Origin of the sequence: Janibacter sp. GXQ6167, from assembly GCF_041365945.1 — a bacterium.
Classification (GTDB): Bacteria; Actinomycetota; Actinomycetes; order Actinomycetales; family Dermatophilaceae; genus JBGFSK01.
The window spans coordinates 409,112-426,243 of the sequence record NZ_JBGFSK010000002.1 but is presented as its reverse complement, the minus strand read 5'-3'; the positions used below and the strand labels follow the sequence as shown (position 1 = coordinate 426,243).

Genomic DNA, 17,132 nt, shown 5'->3' with positions numbered 1-17,132 from the left:
ATCACGCGTCCTGCCGTGGCTTTCACGTTACGTCCGCGCTGCGGCGGTACGTTACAGATTCGTGATCTAGCGTGGCAAGTCGAGATGACCGCGATCGCGGTCACTTACCGCTTCTTGCGCTCTTCCGTGCGCTGCCGCCGGGCCCGCACCGCGCCATCGAAGGGGGCGGCCAGCAGGTCGCCCAGGGTCGACCCGATGGCGATGGCAAAGATGACGCCGAAGGCGGTCAGCACCCCGGCGAGGCCGGCCGCCTGGACCGCCGCCCACGCCTGCTCATCGGAGCGCTGGGTGAGCCGGTAGAGCCCGACGAAAATCGCCAAACCAGGCATCAGACCGAGCGAGCCCGGGACGGCCAGCGTGACGGCCGGGGCCTTGAGTCGAAGGGCGACGATCCGAGCGGCGAAACCCAGCACCACACCGGCGATCCCGGTGGCCGTCAGCCGTCCGAAATCGGCGCCCGTGAGGGTCGACGCGACGAGCACCGCGGTCATGCCGAGCAGGGCTGCGGGGATCAACATCCGGCGGCGGCTCTGGGAGACAACGGCCGCCGACGCACCGACGATCGCGGCGCCGACCATCACCACCGTCGGGCTCCCCGATGCCCACGCCAGTTTGGTGATCGGCGGGGGCACCAACGCCAAGGACAGGGCGTCGGCGAGTTGAAGGCTGAGCCCCAGTCCGGTCGCAACGCCGACGATGATCCCGAACGTGTGCAGCATCACCTCAAACATGCGCGCGGTCCCGGTCACCGGGAAGCCCGAAATGATGTCCTCCATCGCCGAGGTGATCGTGCGCGAGGGCAGCAGCGAGACGATCCCACCGGCGACCACGAAGGCGAAGTCCGACGGAGAGATCGGGATCCACCCTTCGATCCCCATGACATAGGCGATGAAGGCGATCACCGTCGCGAGCGCGCCACCGATCGCACTCGTGAAGAAGGCGGGGAGCGAGAAGGTCGAGAGGCCCCGGATCACCTGGTCGTTGAGCAGAGCCGTGAGCAGAGCGACCACGATGCCGCCCCACCCCGCGCCGAGCGACATGGCGACACCGGCCGCCACACCGCCGTTGGCGACGGCCACGGCCCACCCCGCCCAGGTGCGGTGGGCGCGGCTGATCTCTCGCAGCCGCGCGGTCGCCTGCTCGACGTCGACCTCGCCGTTGACGAGTTCTTCGACCAGGGTGTGGACGGCGGCGAGCCGGGCGAAGTCTTGCTTCGGGCGGCGGACGACCCGCAGTCGGGTGATGACCTTGCCCGAGGTCGTCCGGCACTGCATGTGCAGGGACTGCATCGTGAGGTCGACGTCCATATCCGGCAGTCCACCGGCGATCCCAACGGCCATCGAGGCGGCCTCCACCGAGCGGGCACCCGCGCCGCAGCGCAGCATCATCTCCCCGACCCGAAGGGCGAGGTCCATGACCTCGGCGGCGGCCTGCTCCTCGGCGACCGCGCGGGTGACGCGGGGGTCGCGGTAGGGCGTCCCCTTTAACGACCCCACCATCGGCAGCGTCTCGGTCGGCGCCTCACCGCGCAGGCTCGGCCGCAGCCGCGGCAGGTGCCGCGCCGGGATCGTCTTCCCTCGGGGGTGGACCGGGATGGAATCCGAGGACGGATCCATCCCGGGTGTCGGAGGCGGAATCGTTGGCGGTGGGGTCACCGGGCTCGGCGAAGGCTCCGGGCTCGGCGGGGGCGCTGGCACGGCCTTGGCGCTCGACGACGACCGGGGATTCTTCGCTCGCCCCTGCCGAATCGGGCGGGGGCGTGAGGAGCGGCTCATCGGACCGGAATCCGCGCCGAATCGGGCAAGGGTGAACTGGTGAGCGGCCACCACGAGGGTGAGCCATCACCCGCGAAGGCCTGGAAGGCCGCCACGCACGCGACGACGATGAGGAAGGCCGCAACACCCCACGCCACGCTGTCATTGGGCGTGACGCCTCGCACCAGGCTTCGGCTTCCCCGGCGCAGCGACTGGCTACTCGGCCCCCACCACGCCATCAGCGACCCCACAAAAGCCCCGACCGCTAGCGGGATCGGGCCCTCGAGTCGCACAGCACCGGACCCCCCGAAAGCGAGGGCCACGGCGGTCGCGACCACCGCAGAGACCGCCACGAGAAGGGGGAAGAGCGAGCCGATCACGGTCGTCACGATCGAGACGAGGAAGTGCCCCGGGACGCTCGCGGCGGCCATCGCGCCGTCGCTGGACCGGCGCCCCTTCGTGTGGCGACGCAACACCGTCCCCGTCACGGTCCGATCGGCGGTCCTCGCGGCGACTCCCCAGATCAGCGCGATGATCAGCACCACGAAGGGGGCCACCGTCGCGACCGCCGTCGCGCACGCCAAAGCGGCGGCGAGCACCGGAGTCCGCATCGGCTTCCCGATCCGCGGGTCGACCTCGCGCGGCCCCTCGGGGAGGTACTGCGGAGGAGCAACCTGCCGCGCGACGGGCGCCACCTGACGGCTCGGCACCTGCTGCGGGTAGGGCTGAGGCGGGTAGTTGGACGGAGGAGACGGCAGTTGGGCCGGCGTGGGCTGGTGGGCCGTCGGCGCCACCGGCCGCGGAGCAGGCGGGTGCTGCTGCGAAGCGAAGGCGGGCGCCTGCCGGGTGGGGGCAACGCGCGCCCGGCTCGGAAGCACCTCCGTCACGGGACGCCCCGCGGCATAACGCTCGAGCGCACCAATCACCTCGCCGGCGTCGGGGCGCTGATCGGAGGTCGGCGAGAGCGCCGCATAGAGCAACGGAGCGAGGTTGGGGTCGACACCGCGCAGATCCGCATCACCGCGGCAAACCCGCGCGAGGACGGCTTCCATCCCGCCAGCACCGAACGGGGCCCGACCGGTCGCGGCGAAAGCCAAGGTGGCGGCCCACCCCCACCAGTCGGTCGCGGCGGTGACGTCACCCCCTTCGACGATCTCGGGCGAGAGATACCCCGGGGTACCCATCACGAGGCCGGTCATCGTCATCCGCGAGGCCTCGGCGACGTGCGCGATGCCGAAGTCGATCAGGATCGGTTCGCCGTCGAGCAGCAACACGTTGCCGGGCTTGAGATCGCGATGGATGACGCCGGTCGCATGCACCTCGCGGATCGCCTCGGCGAGGCCACGTCCGACGCGCAGCATCTCTTCCGGGCTGAGCGGTCCGTTTTCTTTGACCTGCTGATCGAGCGATGGGCCCGGGACATAGCGCGTGACGACATAGGGCTGCGCGGCGTTGAGGTCGGCGTCGAGAATCGGCGCGATCCGCGACGACCGGACGCGGCTTAGGGTCTCGACCTCGCGAGAGAGTCGCTTGCGGGCCTCGGCGTCGTGGGCGACGTGTTCACGCAGGACCTTGACCGCCACGGCCTTCCCGCGACGGTCCAACGCGAGGTGTACAACCCCCATCCCGCCCTCGCCGAGCTGCGCCAGAACCCGGTAGGGCCCGATCCGCTCGTACTCGGCGTGGGCCGGTCCTCCCCCGTGATCGGGCTCATCCGGGGGTTGGGGGTCCCCGAGGAGCTCAGTCGTCATGGTTCGAGGGTAGGCCCCAGCGCCTGGGCGCGAGCGGATAGCCACCTGGACGCCGCCTGGAAGGGGGCGCTGCTCGAGGTTGGATCGCGCTAACGGCGATGCCTACTGCGTGATGTAGGCCTCGAGCTGGTCCCGCTCGGCGGACAGCGTGCGCAGGCGGTGCTTCACGACATCACCGATGCTGACGATCGCGATGAGGCGACCATCCTCGACGACGGGGACGTGCCGGAAGCGATGCTCGGTCATCGTCACGGCCAGCTCGGCGATCCCATCGGCGGGGGTCACCGTGCGGACCTCCTTGGTCATGATCTGCGACACGGGTGCCTCGATGATCGACGCGCCCTCGCTGTGCAACCGCCGCACGACATCGCGCTCGCTCACGATGCCCTCGACGGCCTCCCCGTCGGAACTGACGACGACGGCACCGATCTGATGGTCAGCGAGCAGGGCCAGGAGCTCGCCCACGCTCTGGTCGGGCGACACCGTCACGACATCGGTGCCCTTGGTCCGGAGGACATCGGAGATCTTCATAGATCGACGGTAGCCCCGGGACCGCGACGCCGCTAGGGGTCGGCCGAAGTCGGTCTAGGGTATGAGACATCCCGACAACGGCGAAGGTGTGAAGCCCACGTGTCCAAGCACGAGACGTTTGACCTAGTCATCGCGGCAAATCGACTCCCTGTCGATCGGGTGGTCCAGCCCGACGGCACGGTCGAGTGGCACCGCAGCCCCGGCGGTCTCGTGACCGCCATGGACTCGGTGATGCGCGGCCGTGATGGGGCCTGGGTGGGCTGGGCCGGTGAGGCCGGCGAGGCGCCCGAACCCTTCGAAGAGGCCGGGATGTGGCTCCACCCCGTCCCGCTCGACGCCGACGAGATCGCCCAGTACTACGAGGGCCTCTCTAATGACACCCTCTGGCCGATCTACCACGACGTGATCGTGCCCGCGCGCTTCCACCGCGCCTGGTGGCGGGTGTACCGCACGGTCAACGAGCGCTTCGCCGATGCCGTGAGCAAGGTCGCCGCCGAGGGCGCGACCGTGTGGATCCACGACTACCAGCTGCAACTCGTCCCGGCCCTCGTCCGTGAGCGCCGCCCCGATGTCAAGATCGGGTGGTTCAACCACATCCCCTTCCCGCCCGTCGAGCTCTTCGCCCAACTTCCCTGGCGCCAGCAGATCCTCGAGGGTCTCCTCGGTGCGGATTACCTGGGCTTCCAGCGAGTGGCCGATGCCGGCAACTTCGTGCGGGCCTGCCGTCAGCTCCTTGGCCTCACGACGAAGGGGGAGGTCGTCACTACCTCCAGCCAACCGGCCCGTCAGGTGCGCGCGAGCGCCGTGCCGATCAGCATCGACTACGCCGAGCTCGAGGCCCTCTCGCGCACACCCGAGGTCCGCGCGCGGGCGAAGGAAATCCGCGCCTCGCTCGGCAATCCCAAGACCCTGCTGCTCGGTGTCGACCGGCTCGACTACACCAAGGGGATCCGGCATCGCCTCAAGGCCTACGAGGAGTTGCTCGCCGACGGCAAGATCGCGCCGCCGGACATCACCTTCGTCCAGGTCGCGACGCCAAGCCGCGAGCGGGTGGACGCTTACAAGCGTCTGCGCACCGAGATCGAGACGACCGTCGGCCGGATCAACGGCATGTACTCCGGGATCGGCGCCGCCGCAGTGCATTACCTCCACCACTCCTACCCGCGCGAGGAAATGGCCGCCCTCTTCCTCGCGGCCGACGTCATGCTCGTGACCCCCCTTCGCGATGGCATGAACCTCGTCGCCAAGGAGTACGTCACCTGCCGGCACGACCTCGGGGGCGCACTCGTGCTCTCGGAGTTTACCGGGGCGTACCACGAGTTGCATCAGGCCTTTGTGTGCAACCCGCACGACATCGAGGGGCTCAAGAACACGATCCTGCGGGCCATCCAGACCGACCCGAAGGACAAGCGCCGGATCATGCGCTCGCTGCGCCGCCGGATCGCCAACCACGATGTGCAGCAGTGGGCCAGCCGCTTCCTCGCGAACCTGGACGCCGCCCCGCACAAACCGCGCCGCAAGGCCGGGGAAGAGGCGCAGCCTGACGCTCAGGCTCCGCCAGCGACCGACTCCCCCTTGGTGCACCGGTCATGACCGAGGTGCCGAGCGAGCTGCCCGCGGACCTCGCCGAGGCGCTCGAGCGCGCGGCGAACGCCGAGCGGCTGTTGGTCGCCAGCGACTTCGATGGGACGCTCGCCCCCTTCGTCCACGACCCCATGGCGGCCCGTGCCTTGCCCGGCACGCTGGACGACCTCATCGCGCTCGCCGGGATGGAGGACACCCACGCAGCGATCGTATCGGGGCGCGACCTCGAGACGCTGAAGGAACTCACCAACTTCGGTGGCGACTTCGTGACGCTGATCGGCAGTCACGGGGGCGAATCCTCTCGCTCCGAGGCCGCCGCGACCGTCGATCACGAGCTGCTCGCCGCGCTCGTCGCCGAGGTGGAGGCGCAGGTCGCGGAGGAAGCCCCCGAGGTCCGGCTCGAATACAAACCGTCGGCGATCGTGCTCCATACCCGAGGGCTGGCGGGACCCGAGGTCTCCGCCGCCGAGGCCATCGCTGAGCGCGCCGCCACGCGCCCGGGCGTGCTGCTGCTGACCGGCAAGAACGTCCTCGAACTCACCGTCGCCGCGGCGGATAAGGGCTCGGCGATCAGGGCGCTCGCCGACGACCTTGAGGTCGACACGCTCGTCTTCTTCGGCGATGACGTCACCGACGAGCACGGCTTTGAGGTGCTCCGGGAGGGTGACATCGGGGTGAAGGTCGGCGAAGGGGAGACTGCCGCCGCCTACCGGGTCGCGCGATGCGACGACGTCGCGACGGCCCTACGCACCCTGCGGGACCTGCGCGACGCGCCCTGAGCCGGCCCACGCGCCACCCCGGGGCGCGGTAACGGACATCGGGCGCGGATCTTTGCGCGTCCGATGTCCTTAACCCCGCCCGGACCGGTCGGGCGCTCGTGCGGTCGACCGGCGCACCACGAGCTCGGGGGTGAAGATCAGCTCCGCGTGCGGCACCGGATTGCCCGCGACCTCGTCCAGCAGGGCGCGCACCGCGGCCTCACTCATGTCGGTGACGCGCTGGCGCACGGTCGTCAGCGGCGGGTCGGTGAAGGCGATCAGCGCGCTGTCGTCGTAGCCGACCACGGAGAGGTCCTCCGGGACGCTTCGGCCCATCGCCCGCGCCTGCCGGATCGCCCCGAGCGCCATCAGATCCGATCCGCTCACGATCGCGGTCGCACCCCGCTCGATCAGCGCATTAGCCGCCGAGGCGCCCCCTTCGACGGAGTACACGGTGTTGACGATCAGATCATCGACCTCGACGCGACCGGTGTACCGCTCCATCGCCGCGCGAAACCCGGCCATCTTGCGAATCACCGGGACATAGCGATCCGAGCCCACCGCGAGCCCGATCCGGCGATGCCCGAGCTCGACGAGGTGGTTGACCGCGAGATCCATGGCCGCGACATCGTCATCGGAGATGAAGGGTGCCGCCACCTCGTCGCGCCACCCATTGACGAAGACGATCGGTAGCCCCCGCTCGATCAGCCGGTGGTACCGCGCGAGATCGGTCGAGGTATCGGCGTGGCGCCCCGAGATGTAGATGATCCCCGCGACGCCCCGCTCGGTCAGCATCTCGACGTAATCGTCCTCGTGAAGTCCATCGTCGGTCTGCGTGCAGAGGACCGGCGTGAAGCCGCGGCGGGCGAGGGCGCTTTCGATGGACTGGGCGAAGGTCGGGAAGATCGGGTTCACGAGTTCGGGGATGATCAGCCCGACGAGGCTCACCGCGTGCGACTGCAACCGGCTCGGGCGGTCGTACCCGAGGACATCGACGGCCGTGAGGACCGCCTCGCGGGTCGCCGAGGCCACTCCCGCCCGGCCGTTCAGGACCCGCGAGACCGTGGATTCGCTCACCCCTGCGTGGTGGGCGATTTCGGCCAGGCGGGACGTGCGGCCATCGCGCGCGGGCGGTCGCGCACCGACCGGTCGGCGCGAGGAGGTCGTCACTCGGTCAGCGTACGGTGCGGCTCCGCCTATCCACCGGGGAAGGGGGTGAGCCTCGCCCCCTTCGCACGCGATAGGACAAGATAGGGGTGCTTGATCCCCACCCTTTACAACGGATCGTCCGGCACGTTCCTGCCGGTGAAGGAAAGTAGGCAATGACGCCATGGCAACAGTGAAGTTCGATAACGCGACCCGGATCTACCCGGGGAACGACTCCCCGAGCGTTGACCGACTCAGTATCGATATCGAGGACGGCGAATTCCTCGTCCTCGTCGGTCCCTCGGGATGCGGGAAGTCCACCTCCCTGCGCATGCTCGCCGGCCTTGAAGAGGTCAACGGCGGCAAGATCTGGATCGGCGATAAGGACGTCACCGACCTCTCGCCCAAGCAGCGCGACGTAGCCATGGTCTTCCAGAACTACGCGCTCTACCCGCACATGTCGGTCGCCGACAACATGGGCTTTGCGCTCAAGATCGCTGGCGTCGACAAGGCGACGATCGCCGAACGGGTCAAGGAGGCCGCGAAAGTCCTCGACCTCACCGAGTTCCTCGATCGCAAGCCGAAGCAGCTCTCTGGAGGCCAGCGCCAGCGCGTGGCGATGGGCCGGGCGATCGTGCGCGACCCCCAGGTCTTCTTGATGGATGAGCCGCTGTCGAACCTCGACGCCAAGCTGCGGGTCCAAACCCGCACCCAGATCGCCTCGTTGCAGCGCCGCCTCGGCGTCACCACCGTCTACGTCACCCACGACCAGGTCGAGGCGATGACGATGGGAGACCGCGTGGCCCTCTTAAAGGACGGGATCCTCCAACAGGTCGACACCCCGCGACGCATGTATGACCACCCCAACAATGTCTTCGTCGCCGGCTTCATCGGCTCCCCGTCGATGAACCTCGTGACCGTCCCTGCCGTCGAAGGGGGCGCGCAGTTCGGTGACAGCGTGGTCCCGGTGGAGCGCGACGCCCTTAGCCAGGCCGGCACCTCTCTGGTGGTCGGCATCCGGCCCGAGGACGTCACCTTGAACACCGACGGTCACGGCCTCCCGGTCACCGTCGAGGTCGTCGAGGAGCTGGGTGCCGACGCCTATATCTACGGCAGCACCCCCGCCCACACCGGTGATGTCGAAGGCGCCGAGATGCCCTTCATCGCGCGGGTCGATGGCCGGCGCCCTCCGATGAAGGGCGAGACCGTGCACATCACCCCGGCCGACGGCCACCTGCACGTGTTCGACGCGACGAGCGGCGAGCGAATCGGCGACTAAGAGGAGGCAGCCATGCCGCTGGAGATCTCTGCCGCACGACCCGACCCGGCCCTGCTCTCGCTGCCCTGGGCCTTGCCGCTCGAGACCTGGCCAGAGGATCGCCTGGCTGCTCTCCCGCGGGGGATCTCCCGCCATGTCGTGCGCTTCGTCCGGCTCTCCGGGGGCGTGGTCGCGGTCAAAGAGATCAAGGCCGAGTTGGCGCGGCGGGAGTTCACCCTGCTGCGCCAACTCGGGCGCCTCGACCAACCTTGCGTCGAACCGCTCGCCGTGGTCACCGGGCGCGTCGATGCCAACGGCGACCCCCTCGATGCCTGCCTGATCACCCGGCACCTCCAGTTCTCCCTTCCGTACCGGGCGGTCTTTAGCCAGCACCTGCGGGGAGATACCGCCCAGCGCCTCCTCGATGCGCTCGCGGTGCTGCTCGTCCGGCTCCACCTGAGCGGTTTCTGGTGGGGGGATGTCTCGCTCTCCAACACGCTCTTTCGCCGCGACGCCGGGGCCTTTTCGGCCTACTTGGTCGACGCCGAGACCGGGGAACTCTTTCCGAACTTAAGTGACGGCCAGCGCGAACACGACCTCGATATCGCCCAGGTCAGTATCGCGGGCGAGTTTATGGATCTCATGGCCGCGGGCGTCATGCCACCGGATTTTGACCCGGTCGAGACGAGCGAGCAGATCATCACCCGGTACCGCGAGCTCTGGGCGGAGCTGACCGGCGACGAGTGGTTTGGCACCGGGGATCATTGGCGGGTCGACGAGCGAATTCGTCGCCTCAACCTGCTGGGCTTCGATGTCGACGAACTCGAGATCACCACCGACCTCGACGGGACCCATATCCGAATCCAGCCGAAGGTGGTCGACGCGGGCCACCACTCGCGGCGGCTGCTGCGCCTCACCGGCCTCGATGTCGAAGAAAATCAGGCGCGGCGCCTGCTCAACGATCTCGACTCCTACCGGGCGGCGACCGAGCGCCAGGGCGAGCCGCAGGAGTACGTCGCGCACGACTGGGTCTCGGAGGTGTACGAGCCCGCGACCCGCTCGATCCCGCACCCCCTTCGGGGCAAACTCGAGCCGGCCGAACTCTTCCACGAGGTCCTCGAACACCGGTGGTACATGGCCGAGGCGGCCGGCCACGACATCCCGCTTGATCAGGCCATCGCGGACTATGTTCGAGAGGTATTACCAAGCAAACCGGACGAGAAGGCGGTGCTGGGGACCGATACCCAGATGCTGCCGGTCATCGGAAAGGACACGTAATTGACTTCCGCACCACCTCCCCCGCCGGGCGACAACTCGCCGTACCCGAGCAACCAACCCGCGGGGAACCCCCCGCCGGCCGGGCCGCCGGCGAACCCTCAGGGGCCCCCGCAGGGCGCGCCGTATGGGCAGCCGACCTCGCCTTACGGACCGCCGAGCGGAGCACCCAGCGGAGCGCCTAGCGGGCCGCCGCAGGGGCAGCCCTCTCCTTACGGCCAGGCACCATCACCGTACGGGCCGCCCGGCGGGGCCTACGGTGCGCCGCCCGTTGGTGGGCCCGCCGTTCCCGGTTCGCGTGTGTATGTTGAGCAGAACTACGGACCGACGACCGAGTTCACCGACCGCATCGCGCCGTATCTCATCGATTACGCGATCCAGACGGTCATCCTCTTCGTCGGATACTTCGTCGGGGTCGGCTTCCTGGTCGGCTCCAACGGTGGCGGGGCGAGCGCGATCGGCCTGCTGATGATCTTCCTCGGCCTCGGCGGGTCCTTCGCCTTCTGGTTCTGGAACCGCATCTACCGCGTCACCCAGACCGGCCAGAGCATCGGCCGCAAGATGATGGGCCTGAAGGTCATCGACGCGGCGACGGGGCAGCACCCCGCGATGGGCGCGCAGTTCTTGCGCGAACTGATCTCGTCGCTGCTCGGCATCATCAGCGCGATCTTCATGCTCTTTGATGACCAGCGCCAAACCCTTGGCGACAAGATCGGCAAGACCCAGGTGATCAAGGTCCCGAAGGGCTAACCGCCGGGACTGAGACGACGAAGGGGGGACGACGCGTGACGCGTCGTCCCCCCTTCGTCTTGGGGTAGAAGAACCCCTTAGCTGTTCATGCTGGCGACGCCGCCGACCATGAACAAGATCGCGTAGGCCACGATCGCAACGATCATCAAGATGGTGGCGATCATGCCGCAGATCCGGCCGGCGTTGACGGTGCCCCGGTTGCTGTACGCGGCCGGGTTGGCGTCGATCTCCTGGATCGCCTTGTTGCCCATGATCCACGCGGCGATGCCGAGCGGGCCACAGCAGACAAGGCCCGCGATGCCGAGGATCAAGATCGTGGTGCCCTGCGGGTGCTCCACCGGAGCTCCACCCATCTGCGGGCCCGGCGCGACGGGCGGGTAATTGGTCGACATGTTCTTGGTTCTCTCCCTGTCAGTACTTCGGTTTCTCGTGGCGCATCGAAACTGCCCCCGTGACGGCGCTCACTCACGCCGCCACGTGGATGCTAGCCGAGTGGCCGCCCGTTCGGGTGAACCTGACGAAGAAGGGGGGTCACGGCCCGCTGACAGGCCGGCCCCCGTTATCCGCGGCGGCGGGCGATCTCGTAGAGCGTGACCCCGGCGGCGAGCCCGGCGTTGAGGGATTCGACGCTCGAACTCATCGGGATCGAGACGATCTGGTCGCAGGTCTCGCGCACGAGTCGCGACAGCCCCTTCCCCTCGGAACCGACGACCACGACGAGCGGTTCGGTGGCGAGTTCGAGGCCTGGCAGGTCCACGTCGCCATCCATATCGAGACCGACGATGAAGAAGCCCGCCTTGCGATACTCCTCCAACGCCCGCGTGAGGTTGGTCGCCTGGGCGACGGGGATCCGCGCGGCGGCGCCAGCCGAGGTCTTCCAGGCGCTCGCGGTCATCCCGACCGAGCGGCGCGCGGGGACGACCACTCCGTGCCCCCCGAAGGCGGCCGTCGAGCGGACGATCGCCCCTAGATTGCGCGGATCGGTGATGCCGTCGAGGGCCACGATGAGCGGCGTGCCGACGCGTTCGGGATCGATCAGGTCGGCCGGGTGCGCGTACTCGTAGGGCGGCACCTGGATCGCTAGACCCTGGTGAACCGCGCCATCGGTCAACCGATCGAGCTCACTGCGCGGCGTCTCGAGCATCGCGATGCCACGTTCTGCGGCGATTTTGACCGCCTCGCGGACCCGATCGTCACTCTCGAGCCGCGAGGCGACATACATCGTCGAGACCGGGACCTCGGCGCGCAGGGCCTCCAGGACCGAATTTCGTCCGGCGACCATCTCGGTGCTCGGACCCCCACTTCGCCGGCGCTGCTGCGGGCGACCGGAGTCGCGCTTGGACTGGGCCTTGGCCATTTTGTACGCCTTGTGGTTGGGGCGCTCCGATGCCTTCGGCGTCGGACCCTTGCCCTCAAGGCCCTTGCGGCGCTGCCCGCCGGAACCGACGAGTGCCCCCTTCTTCGACCCATCGCGTCGCACGGCGCCGCGTCGTCGAGAGTTACCGGCCATCAGTGCTCCTTCTTCGCGAGGGACCAGCGGGCCCCACCAGCGGTGTCGGCGACGTCGATGCCGGCCGCGGCGAGTTCGTCGCGGATCGCGTCGGCCGTGTCGTAGTCGCGGGCGGCGCGAGCGGCCGCCCGCGCCTCCATTCGGGCGGTCACGAGGACATCGAGCGCGGGGGTGAGGTCGTCCTCGCGCCCACCGGCGGGACCACCCCAGGTGGCCGACAGCGGGTTGACGCCGAGGACGTCGGTCATCGCGACAACGGTCGCGGCGAGCTCGGCCGCCGACTCGCGATCGCCCTCACCGAGCGCGGTATTGCCCTGGCGCACGCGGTCGTGGATCACCGCGAGCGCGCTCGCGACGCCGAGGTCGTCATCCATCGCTTCGACAAACGCCTCGGGCAGGTCGAGGTCCACGTCGGCCTCGACGGTGGTGGCGTCGGGGAGCGCGCGCCTTAGGAATCCCTCGATTCGCTCGACGGCCGCCTCGGCCTCGTCGAGCGATCCCTCGTGATACTCGATCATCGAGCGGTAGTGCGCGGCGGTGAGGAAGTAGCGCAGCACGATCGGCGCGTAGATATCGGTCAGCCGGTGGATCTCCAGGGCATTGCCAAGCGACTTGCCCATCTTCTCCCCCTTCACCGTGACCCACGCGTTGTGCAACCAGTACTGCGCGAAGCCGAGCCCAGCCGCCCGCGATTGGGCCTGCTCGTTTTCGTGATGGGGGAAGCGCAGGTCGATCCCGCCGCCGTGGATATCGAAGGAGTCACCGAGGTACTTGCGGGCCATCGCCGAGCACTCCAGGTGCCAGCCGGGCCGACCCGGGCCGAAGGGGGTGGGCCAGGTGGCCGTGCTCGGCTCGCCCTCCTTGGCCCCCTTCCAGAGGGCAAAATCGCGCGGGTCGCGCTTGCCGCGTGGGTCCGCATCATCGGCGGCGACCATGTCGTCGAGAGCCTGGTTCGACAGCTCGCCGTAGTCGTCCCAACTCTCGACGTCGAAGTAGACATCGCCGCTGCCGTCAGGGGCGGGATAGGCGTGGCCCCGCTCCTGGAGCTCCTCCATCAGCGTGACCATCTCGGGGATGTGGCCGGTCGCGCGCGGCTCGTAGGTGGCTGGGAGCACCCCGAGCGTGTCGAGCGCCTCGCTCGTCGCGCGTTCGTTGCGGTAGCTGAGGGCGTACCAATCCTCGCCGGACTCGGCGGCCTTGCGCAGGATCTTGTCGTCAATATCGGTGACATTGCGGATCACCGTGACGTCATAGCCATGACCACGGGTTAACCAGCGCCGCAGGACGTCGAAGGCCACCGCGAAGCGGATGTGTCCAATGTGCGGCGCGCCCTGGGTGGTGAGCCCGCAGATGTACATCCCGACCTTGCCGGGAGTCAGCGGGACGAACTCGCGTTGGGTGCGCGTGGCGGTGTCGAAGAGGTGCAGGCTCACCCCGCCAAGCCTACGTGCTCGACGCAGGGCACCCTTACGCGAAGGTCACGATAAGCCCCCCACTTCGGGCTAAGCACTTGGCATCAGCGTACTGAGTATGTTTGCGTCAAAGGAGCATCTGTCAGGGGGAGCACCATGATCTTTCCCGCAGATCAGCCCTGCCCCCAACCCTAGGAGCGGCCCGTGCCGGTCATCACCGTCGACCACGTCTATAAGGCTTTCGGACGTCAGGCGAGTCGGGCCCCCGCCCGCCTTGAAGCTGGCGCCACCCGAGCCGAGCTCGCCGCAGAGGGCACCACCGCCGCCGTCATTGACGCCAGCTTCGAGGTGGAAGCCGGTGAGATCTTCGTGGTGATGGGCCTCTCCGGTTCGGGCAAGTCGACGCTGATCCGCACGATCAATGGCCTCTACCCGCCCACCGCCGGGTCGGTCACCGTCGACGGGATCGACGTCACGGGTGGCGGCAAGCGCGCGATCCGCACCTTGCGCCGCGACCACGTCAGCATGGTCTTCCAGCATTTCGCCCTCTTCCCGCACCGCACCGTGATCGATAACGCGGCGTATGGCTTGAAGGCCCGCGGGATCCCCAAGGACGAGCGGCGCGCCAAGGCCAGCGAGGCCCTGGAGTTAGTCGGCTTGAAGGGGTGGGAGGACAAGCTCCCCGGGCAGCTGTCGGGCGGGATGCGCCAGCGCGTCGGGCTCGCGCGGGCCCTCGCCGCCGACACCGGGGTGCTCCTCATGGACGAGGCCTTCAGCGCTCTCGACCCGCTCATCCGCAAGGAGATGCAGGACCAACTCATCGAACTCCAGGCGAGTTTGAACAAGACCATCCTGTTCATCACGCACGACCTCAACGAGGCGATGCGCCTCGGCGACCGAATCGCGATGATGCTCGATGGTCGGATCGTCCAGATCGGCACCACCGAAGAGATCCTGACGAGTCCCGCCAACGACTACGTCGCCCGCTTCGTCGCTGACGTCGACCGCTCCCGGGTGCTTACCGCCGGATCGGTCACGGTCCCGCCCGTGACGACCCTGCGGCGCGATCAGGGGCCGCGCGCCGCCCAGCAGTTGATCCGAGAGCACCAACTCCACGGGCTCTACGTCACCGGCCGCGACCGCCATCTCGATGGCTGGGTCGCCGACGCCGATGTCGTCCAGGCGATCGAGCGCGGTGAGGAGACCATCGACGCGATCCTCCAGCCCACGGCGTCGGTCACCGAGGACCAAACGCTGTCGGAGGCCCTACGCCCCGCCGCGTCGTGGAATGCGCCGCTGCCCGTCGTCGACGCGCACGGGATCCTCACCGGCGTGATCCCGAGGGTCACTCTGCTGAGCGTCTTGGGCGAGCCGGAACATGTCCCGCCGCCCGAAGACCCACCGCCGCCAGACGACGACACCACGCCGCCTGCGGACGGTCAGGGCGATCTGATCGCTGAGGAGACCGCGAAGGGGGGCACCGCATGATCCCCGTGATCGACATCCCGCGCGTCCCCGTGGGCGACACCTTCTCCGATGCCGTCGACTGGATGACCCAGAATTGGAGCGCCGGCTTCAAGGCGATCGATACCGGCGTGCAATTCCTCGTCGATGGGCTCACCGATCTGCTGGTGGCACCACCGCTCATCCTGCTCGTGATCCTGCTCGTCGCGATCGCTGCCGGGCTGCGGCGCTTCGTCCACGGCGGCGTCGCCGTCGCAGCGGTGATCGTCGCGGCGCTCACTACGGGACCAGAGATCGTCCTCCTAACCTTCCTTGCCGGGCTTGCGCTCATCCTGCGCAGCTGGAGGTTCGCGATCTTCTCGGCGGCATCCCTGCTCCTCGTCATCGGGATGGACCAGTGGGACAACGCCGTCCACACCCTGGCCCTGATCCTCGTGGCGAGTGTCATCGCCCTGGTCCTCGCGATCCCCCTTGGCATCCTCGCCGGGCGCAGCGATGTCGCCTCTCAGGTCATCCGTCCGGTCATGGACTTCATGCAGACGATGCCCGCCTTCGTCTATCTGATCCCGGCCGTCATGTTCTTCTCGATCGGCGTCGTGCCGGGGGTCATCGCGACCGTCGTCTTCTCGATGCCTCCCGGGGTGCGCCTCACCGAACTCGGCATCCGCGGCGTCGACCCCGAACTCGTCGAAGCCGGTCACGCCTTCGGCGCTACCGATCGCGCCGTGCTCCTCGGGATCCAGATCCCGCTCGCGATGCGCAGCATCCTCGCCGGAATCAACCAGGTCATCATGCTGGCCCTGTCGATGGTCGTGATTGCTGGCATGGTCGGCGCTGGCGGCCTCGGCGGCGCGGTCTTCGAGGCCATCACCCGCCTCAACATCGGGCTCGGCTTCGAATCCGGCCTGGCCGTCGTGATCCTCGCGATCTACCTCGACCGAGTCACCAGCGCGATCGGCGAACGCAGCGCCATCGCCCGCGCGACCGGCAGCTGACCCCCCTTCCCCCGCAACGACATCCACCACACCGTCAACAAGGAAGAAGAGATCCATGCGCAATCGATTCCGCACTACGACCATCGCCTCGATGATCGCCGTCGCCGCGCTTGGCCTTGCCGCTTGCGGCTCTGGGTCGAGCGACGCCGACTCCACCTCCGGTGCCGGGGGCGACAGCAAGAACCTCACGATCGGCTACATCCCGTGGGATGAGGACATCGCGGTCACCCATCTGTGGAAGCAGGTCCTTGAAGACAAGGGCTACAACGTCACGATCCAGCAGCTCGACGTCGCACCGACCTTCGTCGGCCTCTCCAAGGGCGACATCGACCTCTTCCTCGATGGTTGGCTGCCGAGCACTCACTCGGACTACATGGACAAGTACGGCAAGGACATCGAGGACATCGGCGTCTGGTATGACAACGCCAAGCTGACCCTCGCCGTGCCCGAGTACTCCGACGCCAAGACCATCGCGGATCTGAAGGGCAAGGCGGGTGAGTACAACGGCCAGATCGTCGGCATCGAGCCCGGCGCGGGCCTGACCCGCATCACCGAGAAGGACGCGATGCCCAAGTACGGCCTCGATGGCGAGTACAAGCTCGTCACCTCCTCGACCGCGGCGATGCTCGCCGAGCTGAAGAAGGCGACCGACGCCAAGGAGCCGATCGTCGTGACGCTCTGGCGTCCGCACTGGGCCTACGACGCCTTCCCGATCCGCGACCTGGAAGACCCCGAGGGCGCGATGGGTGAGGCCGAGCAGATCCACAGCCTCGCCAAGAAGGGATTCGCCAACGAGTTCCCTGAGGTCAACGACATGTTGAAGAACTGGACGATGGACGACAAGCAGCTCGGTTCGCTCGAGAACCTCGTCCTGCGCGAAAACGAAAAGGCCCCCGAGAAGGGCGTCGAGGCGTGGTTGAAGGACAACCCCGACTTCGTCTCGG

General features: G+C 68.2%; 15 protein-coding genes. 8 read left to right on the top strand and 7 right to left on the bottom strand.

The genetic code is table 11. The features are described from left to right. Positions 1 to 104 precede the first annotated feature (104 nt). The 3 genes from AB8K43_RS04850 to AB8K43_RS04840 all read right to left on the bottom strand — a co-directional run bounded on the left by AB8K43_RS04850 (position 105) and on the right by AB8K43_RS04840 (position 4,036). Complete coding sequence (locus AB8K43_RS04850; RefSeq protein WP_370892034.1) at positions 105 to 1,655, bottom strand: threonine/serine exporter ThrE family protein; 1,551 nt, start codon at positions 1,653 to 1,655, stop codon at positions 105 to 107. A 116-nt stretch (positions 1,656 to 1,771) separates the two neighbouring features. Next, positions 1,772 to 3,505, bottom strand: coding sequence for a protein kinase (locus AB8K43_RS04845; RefSeq protein WP_370892032.1), 1,734 nt, complete (start codon positions 3,503 to 3,505; stop codon positions 1,772 to 1,774). A 102-nt stretch (positions 3,506 to 3,607) separates the two neighbouring features. Further along, positions 3,608 to 4,036: a CBS domain-containing protein gene (locus tag AB8K43_RS04840; RefSeq protein ID WP_370892030.1), complete on the bottom strand. Its 429-nt coding sequence runs from the start codon at positions 4,034 to 4,036 to the stop codon at positions 3,608 to 3,610. A 99-nt stretch (positions 4,037 to 4,135) separates the two neighbouring features. Here AB8K43_RS04840 and AB8K43_RS04835 point away from each other — a divergent pair, with 99 nt between their 5' ends. Both AB8K43_RS04835 and otsB read left to right on the top strand, forming a co-directional pair. Further along, positions 4,136 to 5,629 carry a trehalose-6-phosphate synthase gene (locus AB8K43_RS04835; RefSeq protein ID WP_370892028.1) on the top strand — a complete coding sequence of 498 codons (1,494 nt, stop codon included), beginning with the start codon at positions 4,136 to 4,138 and terminating at the stop codon, positions 5,627 to 5,629. Next, on the top strand, positions 5,626 to 6,399 hold the full coding sequence (gene otsB, locus AB8K43_RS04830) for a trehalose-phosphatase (protein WP_370892026.1): 774 nt from the start codon (positions 5,626 to 5,628) through the stop codon (positions 6,397 to 6,399). Before AB8K43_RS04835 ends, otsB begins: the two co-directional genes overlap by 4 nt. Before the next feature lie 69 nt (positions 6,400 to 6,468). Here the strand turns inward: otsB and AB8K43_RS04825 are convergent, their stop codons facing one another. Further along, positions 6,469 to 7,548 (bottom strand): LacI family DNA-binding transcriptional regulator, encoded by a 1,080-nt coding sequence (locus tag AB8K43_RS04825; protein WP_370892025.1) that lies wholly within the window; start codon positions 7,546 to 7,548, stop codon positions 6,469 to 6,471. Positions 7,549 to 7,708: 160 nt separating this feature from the next. Here AB8K43_RS04825 and AB8K43_RS04820 point away from each other — a divergent pair, with 160 nt between their 5' ends. From AB8K43_RS04820 to AB8K43_RS04810, 3 genes are all read left to right on the top strand, one after another. Next, positions 7,709 to 8,803 (top strand): ABC transporter ATP-binding protein, encoded by a 1,095-nt coding sequence (locus AB8K43_RS04820; RefSeq protein WP_370892023.1) that lies wholly within the window; start codon positions 7,709 to 7,711, stop codon positions 8,801 to 8,803. A 12-nt stretch (positions 8,804 to 8,815) separates the two neighbouring features. Continuing rightward, entirely contained in the window at positions 8,816 to 10,060 is a 1,245-nt protein-coding gene (locus AB8K43_RS04815) for a DUF4032 domain-containing protein (RefSeq protein WP_370892021.1), read from the top strand. 297 nt (positions 10,061 to 10,357) lie between these two features. Then, entirely contained in the window at positions 10,358 to 10,807 is a 450-nt protein-coding gene (locus AB8K43_RS04810; protein ID WP_370892019.1) for an RDD family protein, read from the top strand. Between the two features lie 77 nt (positions 10,808 to 10,884). Here the strand turns inward: AB8K43_RS04810 and AB8K43_RS04805 are convergent, their stop codons facing one another. From AB8K43_RS04805 to cysS, 3 genes are all read right to left on the bottom strand, one after another. Further along, positions 10,885 to 11,199: a hypothetical protein gene (locus AB8K43_RS04805; protein WP_370892017.1), complete on the bottom strand. Its 315-nt coding sequence runs from the start codon at positions 11,197 to 11,199 to the stop codon at positions 10,885 to 10,887. Positions 11,200 to 11,366: 167 nt separating this feature from the next. Continuing rightward, the gene (gene rlmB, locus AB8K43_RS04800) at positions 11,367 to 12,317 is read right to left on the bottom strand and encodes a 23S rRNA (guanosine(2251)-2'-O)-methyltransferase RlmB (RefSeq protein ID WP_370892015.1); all 951 of its coding nucleotides are present in this window, start codon (positions 12,315 to 12,317) and stop codon (positions 11,367 to 11,369) included. After that, complete coding sequence (gene cysS, locus AB8K43_RS04795; protein ID WP_370892013.1) at positions 12,317 to 13,750, bottom strand: cysteine--tRNA ligase; 1,434 nt, start codon at positions 13,748 to 13,750, stop codon at positions 12,317 to 12,319. Before cysS ends, rlmB begins: the two co-directional genes overlap by 1 nt. A gap of 183 nt (positions 13,751 to 13,933) precedes the next feature. Between cysS and AB8K43_RS04790 the strand changes: the two genes are divergently transcribed. The 3 genes from AB8K43_RS04790 to AB8K43_RS04780 form a co-directional block, all read left to right on the top strand. Continuing rightward, complete coding sequence (locus tag AB8K43_RS04790) at positions 13,934 to 15,217, top strand: glycine betaine/L-proline ABC transporter ATP-binding protein (RefSeq protein WP_370892011.1); 1,284 nt, start codon at positions 13,934 to 13,936, stop codon at positions 15,215 to 15,217. Next, on the top strand, positions 15,214 to 16,188 hold the full coding sequence (locus AB8K43_RS04785; RefSeq protein ID WP_370892009.1) for an ABC transporter permease: 975 nt from the start codon (positions 15,214 to 15,216) through the stop codon (positions 16,186 to 16,188). Before AB8K43_RS04790 ends, AB8K43_RS04785 begins: the two co-directional genes overlap by 4 nt. Positions 16,189 to 16,243: 55 nt before the next feature. Next, on the top strand, positions 16,244 to 17,132 hold an 889-nt coding region (locus AB8K43_RS04780), incomplete at its 3' end, for a glycine betaine ABC transporter substrate-binding protein (RefSeq protein ID WP_370892007.1).